Origin of the sequence: Desulforegula conservatrix Mb1Pa (genome assembly GCF_000426225.1) — a bacterium.
In the GTDB taxonomy this organism is placed as follows: Bacteria; Desulfobacterota; Desulfobacteria; order Desulfobacterales; family Desulforegulaceae; genus Desulforegula; species Desulforegula conservatrix.
Window position 1 is genome coordinate 1 of the sequence record NZ_KE384510.1, and the last position, 8941, is coordinate 8941.

Consider the following 8941-nt stretch of genomic DNA (forward strand, 5'->3'; position numbering starts at 1 on the left):
AGATCGATACGAACGTGGATCTGTCATGCTCACAAGTAATCTTCCCTTTTCCAAATGGGAGCAGATTTTCAAGGATCCCATGACTACCGCCGCTGCCATTGACAGACTTGTACATCATAGCATCATTCTTGAACTTAACTTGCCAAGCTACAGGCTGGAAAAGTCAAAACAGAAAATTAACGAGGAAAAAAGTGAGGAAAATGCGCCTTAAATTAGGAAACTGGATCGGGAATTATAACTGTCGCTGACACGGAAAAATAATTGTCGTTGATCACCTTTCAGCCATTTCTTTCGCTTTTGCCCTGAATTCAGGGCTTACTTTGTTTTCGTATGCGAGCATGTTTTCCCCCTCATCCCCGCCTTCTCCCCCGAAGCTGTCGGAGAAGGAGTTTGTTTAAATCTCCCTTGCCCCCTTTAAAAGGGGGAATACTTGTAGAATTCCCTTTCATTTTTGAAAAAGGGAATACGTGCGGAAGGCCATCGGCCATTTAATTTTCAACTATCAATTATCAATCTCCCACTCTCCACTTTCAACTATCCACTCTCCTCTTACTCCATCCCCTGTCTCTTTTTCATGGCGAACACCAACACCATGCCAAGGCCAGAAAATCCATTTTATAGATTTAAGAAAAGACAATGGAGGGATCATGAAACAGTACATCATCGACAGATTGAAGGAGCCATCCACATGGCGCGGGCTTGTTTTGATAGCTACAGCGCTCGGCGCAAAAATATCACCAGACCAAACCGAGGCCATTGTTCTTGCCGGGATCGGGATTGTCGGCCTCATCGGCACATTTGCGAAGGGATAAGCGATGTCTTCTGTAACGATAGAATTCTGGCCGCTTCTGTCTGGAATAGGTCTGCTCCTGGTGTCTTTTTTAGGCTTTGTGTTCGCTGCCGGGAAAATACTGCTTTCCCAGACCGACAAGCGGCTGGATCAGAGATTCGTGGCCCTTGAGACGATCAGGGCGGAAACAGCCAAAAACTGGGAAGACAAGTTCACTACCCTGATGATCAGCTTCCGGGAAGAAGCAAAGGGCTGGCAAAACCTTGAGAAGGATTTTCTCAAATATCAGAACGTCATTTCCAGGGAATATGTCCGGCGTGAGGACTATATCCGCAACCAGACGATAATCGAGGCCAAGCTCGACGGCGTGGCCATGAGAATAGAAAACCTGCAACTGAAAGGATTACGCGAGTGTTAGATCCTGCAAAAACCAGAAGAGAATCAATGCGCTGGTACATTCTCCTGACCCTCAATAACGCCAGGCCCATAGGCGCTTATGAGGAGCTTGTGCTCGCCACCATCCAGGGTATTTATACTGATGCCACGGCACTGGAGCTAAGGCGGGAGCTTGATTATCTGGAAGACCGCAAGCTTGTGAATCTGAAAAAAGAGCCGGGCGGAAGATGGTTCGCAGATCTGACCAGATACGGGGTTGATGTGGTCGAATATACGCTTGAATGCGAGCCGGGCATCGCGAGGCCCAATAAATATTATTGAATCCCCCCGGCCCCCTTTGAAAGGGGGAACTAATACAAGGAAGGGCTTTAATGCGAAATCGAACCAAATCGATTCTAAGGCCCAAAAAAGAAAAAGACGCCCTGATGTATTCAAAAGGCAGGGTGAAGAGTTTTTAAACGGTGTTTAAACACCTTCTCGGATGGATTTGAATAATGCCCAAACCCAGCAGCATAGAAATTTTGCCACAGGCGGTCAAAGAGTGGCTGGACACGACTCTGGTTGAAAAGAATTTCAGCGGATATCAGCTGCTCGAAAATGAGCTTAAAGAGCGCGGATATCAGATCAGCAAGAGCGCTATCCACAGATACGGGCAGAATTTTGAAAAAAGACTCGCGGCTGTCAGACTTTCAACAGAACAGGCCAAGGCTATTGTCGATGCCTCACCCGATGATGAAGGTGCTGTAAACGATGCTCTCATGAGACTGGTTCAGGACAAGCTTTTTAATGTCCTTATAGATCTGGAAGTTGACCCTGCAAAAGTGAATTTTGGTTCCCTCGCAAGGGCAGTGGCAGAACTTGGCCGGGCTTCTGTTACCCAGAAGAAATGGGCTTCAGAGGTAAAGAAAAAGGCAGAGGAAGCGGCGGCCACAGTTGTCCAGGCAGCCAGAAAAGGCGGTCTTAGTGATGATACCGTGGACGAGATCAAGCGTAGGATACTGGGGATAGCATCATGACAATTACCGAAATTACTGATCCGCTTGCCGATCCGCTTGTTCAATATCAGAAGGCCTGGGCCGAAGATCAGTCAGAAGTGGCCATCATAGAAAAGTCCAGACGTACAGGCATTTCATGGACTGAGGCTGGAATAACAACGCTTGAGGCATCTGCCAAGTCCGGCATGAATGCCTGGTACATCGGCTACAACAAGGACATGGCTTACGAGTTCATTCTGTACTGCGCCTGGTGGGCCAAGCTCTACAACCTCGCGGCCGGAGAAATCGAGGAAACTGAGGAAGTCTTTAAAGATGGCGATGAAAGCAAGTCCATCCTTTCCTTTATAATTCGTTTTGATTCCGGCTGGCGCATCACGGCTCTTTCATCCAGACCTGCCAACCTTCGAGGCAAGCAGGGCCGGGTTATCATAGATGAAGCTGCTTTCCACGAACAGCTCGGAGAACTTCTGAAAGCGGCAATGGCTCTTTTGATGTGGGGCGGCAAGGTTCGCATTATTTCCACACACAACGGCGTGGATAACGAATTCAACGAAGTCATTACAGAGGTCAGGTCAGGCAAAAAACCTTACAGCCTGCACAGGGTGACCCTTGATGAGGCCCTGGAAGACGGAATTTACAAAAGAATCTGCATCAAGCTTGGGAAAAAATGGAGTCCTGAAGCAGAAGCTGTCTGGCGTCAGAACCTCCTGGATTTTTATGGAGACGCGGCTGACGAGGAACTTTGCTGCATACCAAGCAAGAGCGGCGGAACCTGGCTGCCCATAAGCCTGATAGAGGCAAGAATGAACAGGGACACGCCAGTTCTGCGGGTAGAAAGGACTGACGAATACACCCTTAAGCCTGAACCAGAAAGAATCGCTGACATTGCAGCCTGGTGCGAGGAAGAGCTTCTTCCACTGATTTCAAAAATACCAAAGAACTCAAAAACCGTTTTCGGCGAGGACTTTGCCAGAAGCGGAGACCTTACAGTCATAGCGCCTTTGATAATAGAGCAGGACTTGAGAAGGCGGTCTCCATTTGTTCTTGAAATAAGAAACATGCCTTTCAAGCAGCAGGAGCAGATCCTTTTTTATCTGGTTGACCGCTTGCCTGGCTTTTGCGGCGGAGTAATGGACGCGAGGGGCAATGGCCAGTACCTGGCCGAGGTCGCGGCCCAGAGATACGGAGTCGGCAGAATCATTCAGCTGATGCTGTCCGAGGGCTGGTATCTGGAAAACATGGCTCCGTTCAAGTCCGCAATGGAAGACGGATCGATCTACGATATTCCGGGTGACAAGGACATTCTCGCGGATATGAGGGCGTTCAAGATTATCAAGGGCGTCCCCAGAATTCAGGAAAGAAGCACAGACGGAAAAGGACAGAAAAGACACGGAGACGCGGGGATTGCCTTTGTTCTCGGATATTTTGCCTCACGAACAATGGACGGAATGTCTGACGTAATTGAGGTTATGACGGCCCTTCCGCGTGAATCGGACAGGCTTTTGAGGGGGTACAATGACTAACAGAACTGAAGGCATCTGGGTAAGCCCCACAGAGTTTATTTCCTTTTCAGATAATGCATCAGAACGTGCCGGACTTCTGACCGAACTTAACGGTTCAGGCATTTTAGGCGGTTTTGATCCAGCCTCATGGTTTGGCATTCTGCCTGATCCTGACCCCGTGCTTCAAAAGACCGGAGACGGGATCATGGCACTCCGGGCGCTTACATCAGACGACAAGGTGCTTTCCTGTATCCAGAACCGCAAGCTTGGAACACTCAAGAAACGTGATTTTGCCTTTACGCCAGGAACGAAAAAAGGCCTGGAGGCAAGTCCCGACGCTGTCCGGATTTGCGAGGCCCTGGAAAAGGATCTTGAAAACGTAGATCTCTACAACATCATGAGCCAGATGCTGGACGCTCCGTATTATGGAACGGCTTTTAGTGAGCTTATATGGGAACCAAGTGGCGGGAGTCTCAGGCTGAAAGAAATCAAACCAAGGCCTGCTGAATGGTTCGGGTTTGACGGTTTCCACAGGCCTGTGCTCCGGAATAATGAAAATGAGCCAATCCAGTTTGGCAAGCTGGTCATGGCAAGACATTTCCATGACGCTGTCAATCCTTATGGACTCAGGCTTTTGTCCAGATGTTTCTGGCCTGTAGCGATCAAGAAAGGCGGAATCAAGTTCTGGACAATTCTTTGCGAGAGGTTTGGCATTCCCTGGGTCATTGGCAAGGTGAACGGCGATGAAAAAGCCAGAAGAGCAGCCGTGTCTCAGCTTACATCAATGGTTCAGAACGCCGTGGCCGTGGTTTCAAGCAATACGGAAGTCGAGATTAATACGCTTGATAACAAGGGCGGCAACATTCACTCAGACCTGATCCGCATGTGCGACACAGCCATAGCAAGGGTTTTGCACGGCCAGTCCATAACCAACGAAGGCGGTAAGACAGGCACTTTCGCGGAATCAAAAACCAGCTTCGACGCTCTGGGCGATTTCAGGGAAGCTGATGAGCATCTGATCATAACCTTCTGGCAGGAACTGGCCTGGATTTACACAAAGATAAACGCTCCTGAAGGAACACTGTCTCCAACTTTCAAATACATCGATCCGGAGGATTACGAGTCAAGGGCAAAGATAGACGAAGCAGTATCAAAGACAGGGGCAAAGTTCACCAAGGTCTATTACACCCGCAATTATGGATACAAAGATGATGAAATTGAAGTCGGGACTCCTGTTGAAGAGAAGCCAGCAAAAGAAGAAAAGCCGGAAGAGAAGCCTTCAAAAGAACCGGGTTCCGATTTTTCGACAAGAAATGAGGACGCAGGGTTTCAGGAACAAGACGATCCTGACCAGATCGCAATTGATGAAATGCTGGACGGACTCATTCCCGAAGCTGCGAACGCCCACGGAATAGCAAAAGCAATATCAGAAATAATAAGCCAGGCAGAATCCTTTGAGGATCTGGAAGCAAGGCTTGAACAGGTGCTTCCTGAACTCATGGGAGCTGAAGGAATGGAAGATGTGCTGACCAGGGCCATGGCAGCAGCTGATCTATGGGGACGCTTTACCGCAGGGAGGGAATAGTAATGGCAAAGCCTGAAGCCCTGCCCTTTAAAGAGGCCATTGCCTTCTGGGAATCCAAGGTTCCCATGAAACCGGCTGAGTTCAAAGATCTGTGGAACGAGCAAAAGGTCAATGCCTTCGCTGTTTCAGGGGTGTCCAATATGGACACGGTTATGGATCTTTACAAGAGCATAGGCAAGGCAATTAGTGAAGGCCAGTCCTTCGGAGCCTGGAAAAAACAGCATTCTGATCTGTGGGAGCAGAAAGGATGGACTGGCAAGTCGGCATGGCGTGTGGATAACATCTTCAGGACAAATGTGCAGACAGCCTTTCAGGTCGGACGCTTCAAGCAGATGTCACAGGTCACGGACGACATGCCCTTATGGCAGTACAGCGCCGTGTCAGACAGAAGGACAAGACCGACTCATCTTGCGCTAAATGGCCAGGTTTACCGCCATGATGACCCGTTCTGGGATAGCTGGTATCCGCCAAATGGCTACAGATGCAGATGCACTGTCAGGGCGCTGAGTGAAGGCCAGGCCAAACGAAAAGGCCTTGAGATTCAATCAGGCATGCCCGGACTTATAGAGCCTGTGGATCCAAAGACAGGAAGAAAAATGCCAGCCAGGCCGCTTATACCTGATCCGGGATTTAATTTTCATCCGGGAAAGGCGCATTATCAGCCTGATCTTTCAAAGTATCCGGCGACCCTGAAACAGAGGTTTCTTGAAAAGTTTCTGGAAAGAGCCTGCCCTGATGACTGGATGGATTTTTCAGAGTCCTCGTGCTTCAAGCGCCTCAAAAAGCATTTGAAACAGGAAGACCTTGAAAGCCTTCAGACCCTTGCCTGGGCAGAGGGTGAACGAATGAAGCAGGGATACAAAGAATGGGTGGCAGGAGTCATCGAATCCATGCAGCCGAAAGGTGAGGTTTATCCCATGGCCAATCTGCCGCTCAAGGTCTGCAACAACATGGAAAAGCAGCCACAGCTGGCTCTGGTTGTAATTGATGATCATGCGGTCACCCATCTTGTCAGGGAAACAAAAAAGGCAAGAGGAAAAGCCATAACACCGGATGAAGTGGCCGAACTTGCGGACAGATTCGCAACAGCTGAATGGTATCTGGATCAGGAAGATCCGGCGGTAATCATGATCTGGGTACGATCAGGAGACGAACTGGTGAAAGTGATTATCAGGACAGACAGGAAGGTCGGCAAAGGAGTTGCGAATCACGTTACAACGGCTGGTTTGGTTGAGAGCCATAATATTGAAAACCATCCACGCTACAAGAAGGTAACTCTATGAGCATGTCTCAGCACGGGAGGACGACCATTCCCTCCATTGGAGCATCCTTCAAGGATGGATCCCGACTCGCCAGGCCGATTTTCGAGTCCTCATGCCGAGACAGTTTTTAATTATTTTAACGCCTCAACGGAGGAAAGGCAATGGGTAAGTTTATCGAGGTTTTAAGAGCAGGAACATTCACAGCCAAGTCAGGAAAGCCGGTTTCATTTACTGAGGCGGATCTGGACGCCATAGCGGCAAACTATGACCCGGCAAAAAATCCTGCGCCGCTTGTATTTGGTCATCCAGAGGATTCTGATCCGGCTTTTGGCTGGGCCGAAGAGTTCAAACGCAAGGGCGATATTCTGATGGCCAGATTCAAAGACGTTCCGGAGGTGGTCAAGACCCTCGTAAACAATGGCCATTACAAGAAAGTCAGCATTTCCCTTGCCGCAGACAAAAAGACTGTGCGCCATGTCGGCTTGCTGGGGGCTGTTCCTCCGGCTGTGCCTGGTCTGGCTGATGTGAAGTTTTCGGAGGGAGAGTCTTTAACAATAGAAATGTCATCAAAACAGGAGGCAGGCATGGACATAGAAGCGCTTAAAAAGAAACTGGACGAAGAAGAAAAGGCAAGAATAGCGGCTGAAGACAGGGCCAAAACAGCGGAAGACGGGAAAAAAGCCGCAGAAACAGAGTTGTCATCCATAAAAGACGAAGCCTCAAAAACAGCGGTTGAAACAAAGATTGAGGAGCTGATTTCAAAAGGCAGAATCCTGCCTGCTGGCAAAGACGTATTGACAGCGGTTGCCCTGTCTCTCGGCAAAACAGGCGATGAAATCGAACTATCCAAAGGCACTGGCAAAAAAACTCTCCAAGATCATCTTTTCGATTTCCTGGGGACTTTGCCTGAAAACGGGCTGCTTAACGAATTTTCAAATCCGGGTGATGGTGGAAAAGAAACAGCTCTGCCTGAAGACCTGACAAGCAAGGTGTAAAAAATGAATTCAACCGAAAATAACCCCATAGGGGTGACATCTTTGTAGGAGTTAAAACATGACCATAAACGGCAAAGTATACGAATCAAGCAGGACAGAAGAGATCGTTCTGAGCGGGGATCCGGTTGTTATCCTCTCTGCTCCGCTTAAAGCAAACAACGGGATTTACCCTGTGGGCCTTCTTGTTACAGAGAACGCGGACGGAGTCCTGGTTCCGCTTGTAAAAGCTACAGGAGCCGCTCTTGGCACAGGAAACGGGTCTTTAACAGCATTCTCCGGGACTCTTGCAAGTTTCCCTGTCGAACCAGGCTCCATTGGCATAACTGCCGGGGCGGAAACTTTTAGGGAGGTTTCTCCAGGCGTCCTTGCGGGAAGCGCTGGAGGCTCTGGCAAGATCGGTCATATTGACGGCAAATGGAGCATCACCTGTGCAGCAGCTCCTGCAAACGGAGTAGCCATAACTGGAGGCTATATCACAGCAATCGACGGCGTTCTTACCGAAACTGTGGACACGGCTCTCCAGGCATCAGGCAATATCGTGCATTTCGGCCAGGTGAGGAAGGATGCCCTCAAGATAGGTATCGCAAACCCTGCACAGCCTGACGCGGCAATGATCAAAGCCATGATCCGCAGACGCATTTACGCGAGATAACGGTAACACCCCTTCTCCGACAGCTTCGGGTGAGAGGGAATTTAAGGCAAAAACGCAAAGGAGAACTCCATGGATTTGAATTTAAGAGGTTTTTTCACAAGAGACGCTCTGATCAGATATTTAAAGGCGCTTCCGGCGCTCAAGACGCCGGTCATTGATACGGTATTCACAAACAGACCAAACCATCCCCTGCCATTTGTGGGCGAGGACATGCTCAAGTCGGTTGTCAGGGCAATGCCAGTTGTTAGACGCGGAGCGCCAAGCATTCCTGTCACAAAAGACACCAGCGTCACAGCAATGTACGAACCTCTGCCGATAAGGCCTAACGTCACAGTTACAGGCGTAGAGCTGAACAACCTCAAGCTTCTGGGCCAGAGCAGCAAGGAAACATGGGCCCAGAACAAGACAGATCACCTCAGAAGGATTGTCAGGGCTACGACAGAGGCAATCGCAGCCGGATCACTTTCAGGCAGAATTGTATGGCCTGTGCAGCTTGACGGAGGCGGATGGGAAAGCTGGGAAATCAATTACGGCACTCCGGCGGAAATAACACCTGCAAAACTCTGGGATGCCTCGAACGCAGGAATCAAGGATGTGTTCGAGACTCTGGACGCAATGAAAGAGGCCATAGAAGACAATGGATACGGAGACATAGTTTTCTGGGCAGGCAAAAAAGCATACAGCACGCTGCTGATACTGGCCGAGGCTTTCAAGTCCACAGCCAATATGAATGTCAGGGTGACAGACCAGGGTATTGATATAGC

The 8941-nt window shown here is 49.4% G+C and carries 12 protein-coding genes; 11 read left to right on the plus strand and 1 reads right to left on the minus strand.

What is annotated here, in order from left to right:
- Positions 1 to 211 (plus strand): ATP-binding protein (locus K245_RS25985; protein ID WP_035277388.1); only part of this gene is annotated, 211 nt, incomplete at its 5' end.
- 291 nt (positions 212 to 502) lie between these two features.
- On the opposite strand, the gene K245_RS27965 is transcribed toward K245_RS25985, so the two are convergent.
- Positions 503 to 649 (minus strand): hypothetical protein, encoded by a 147-nt coding sequence (locus K245_RS27965; protein WP_156906889.1) that lies wholly within the window; start codon positions 647 to 649, stop codon positions 503 to 505.
- Between K245_RS27965 and K245_RS28210 the strand changes: the two genes are divergently transcribed.
- From K245_RS28210 to K245_RS26005, 10 genes are all read left to right on the plus strand, one after another.
- Positions 648 to 812, plus strand: coding sequence for a hypothetical protein (locus tag K245_RS28210; RefSeq protein WP_198013967.1), 165 nt, complete (start codon positions 648 to 650; stop codon positions 810 to 812). The genes K245_RS27965 and K245_RS28210 overlap by 2 nt on opposite strands.
- A 3-nt stretch (positions 813 to 815) precedes the next feature.
- Positions 816 to 1208 (plus strand): hypothetical protein, encoded by a 393-nt coding sequence (locus K245_RS0122075; RefSeq protein ID WP_035278066.1) that lies wholly within the window; start codon positions 816 to 818, stop codon positions 1206 to 1208.
- Complete coding sequence (locus K245_RS0122080) at positions 1202 to 1507, plus strand: hypothetical protein (protein WP_027360879.1); 306 nt, start codon at positions 1202 to 1204, stop codon at positions 1505 to 1507. Before K245_RS0122075 ends, K245_RS0122080 begins: the two co-directional genes overlap by 7 nt.
- A gap of 173 nt (positions 1508 to 1680) precedes the next feature.
- Positions 1681 to 2202, plus strand: a complete 522-nt coding sequence (locus K245_RS0122085) for a DUF3486 family protein (protein ID WP_027360880.1) — start codon at positions 1681 to 1683, stop codon at positions 2200 to 2202.
- Positions 2199 to 3704, plus strand: coding sequence for a terminase large subunit domain-containing protein (locus K245_RS25990; RefSeq protein ID WP_051284554.1), 1506 nt, complete (start codon positions 2199 to 2201; stop codon positions 3702 to 3704). Before K245_RS0122085 ends, K245_RS25990 begins: the two co-directional genes overlap by 4 nt.
- A complete protein-coding gene (locus tag K245_RS0122095; protein WP_027360881.1) occupies positions 3697 to 5268 on the plus strand; it encodes a phage portal protein family protein in 1572 nt (523 codons plus the stop codon). The genes K245_RS25990 and K245_RS0122095 overlap by 8 nt, the downstream gene beginning before the upstream one ends.
- Entirely contained in the window at positions 5238 to 6551 is a 1314-nt protein-coding gene (locus K245_RS27080; protein WP_084156494.1) for a phage head morphogenesis protein, read from the plus strand. Before K245_RS0122095 ends, K245_RS27080 begins: the two co-directional genes overlap by 31 nt.
- 140 nt (positions 6552 to 6691) lie before the next feature.
- Positions 6692 to 7525 (plus strand): phage protease, encoded by an 834-nt coding sequence (locus K245_RS27085; RefSeq protein ID WP_051284558.1) that lies wholly within the window; start codon positions 6692 to 6694, stop codon positions 7523 to 7525.
- Between the two features lie 58 nt (positions 7526 to 7583).
- The gene (locus tag K245_RS0122110; protein ID WP_027360882.1) at positions 7584 to 8177 is read left to right on the plus strand and encodes a hypothetical protein; all 594 of its coding nucleotides are present in this window, start codon (positions 7584 to 7586) and stop codon (positions 8175 to 8177) included.
- A gap of 69 nt (positions 8178 to 8246) precedes the next feature.
- The coding region (locus K245_RS26005; RefSeq protein ID WP_035278069.1) for a major capsid protein at positions 8247 to 8941 on the plus strand (695 nt) is incomplete at its 3' end.

Coding starts and splice junctions, on each gene's coding strand:
- K245_RS25990 (WP_051284554.1), top strand. CDS start 2,199: ATGACAATTACCGAAATTACTGATCCGCTTGCCGATCCGCTTGTTCAA.
- K245_RS27080 (WP_084156494.1), top strand. CDS start 5,238: ATGGGGACGCTTTACCGCAGGGAGGGAATAGTAATGGCAAAGCCTGAA.
- K245_RS27085 (WP_051284558.1), top strand. CDS start 6,692: ATGGGTAAGTTTATCGAGGTTTTAAGAGCAGGAACATTCACAGCCAAG.
- K245_RS27965 (WP_156906889.1), bottom strand. CDS start 649: ATGATCCCTCCATTGTCTTTTCTTAAATCTATAAAATGGATTTTCTGG.
- K245_RS0122110 (WP_027360882.1), top strand. CDS start 7,584: ATGACCATAAACGGCAAAGTATACGAATCAAGCAGGACAGAAGAGATC.
- K245_RS0122085 (WP_027360880.1), top strand. CDS start 1,681: ATGCCCAAACCCAGCAGCATAGAAATTTTGCCACAGGCGGTCAAAGAG.
- K245_RS0122095 (WP_027360881.1), top strand. CDS start 3,697: ATGACTAACAGAACTGAAGGCATCTGGGTAAGCCCCACAGAGTTTATT.
- K245_RS0122075 (WP_035278066.1), top strand. CDS start 816: ATGTCTTCTGTAACGATAGAATTCTGGCCGCTTCTGTCTGGAATAGGT.
- K245_RS28210 (WP_198013967.1), top strand. CDS start 648: ATGAAACAGTACATCATCGACAGATTGAAGGAGCCATCCACATGGCGC.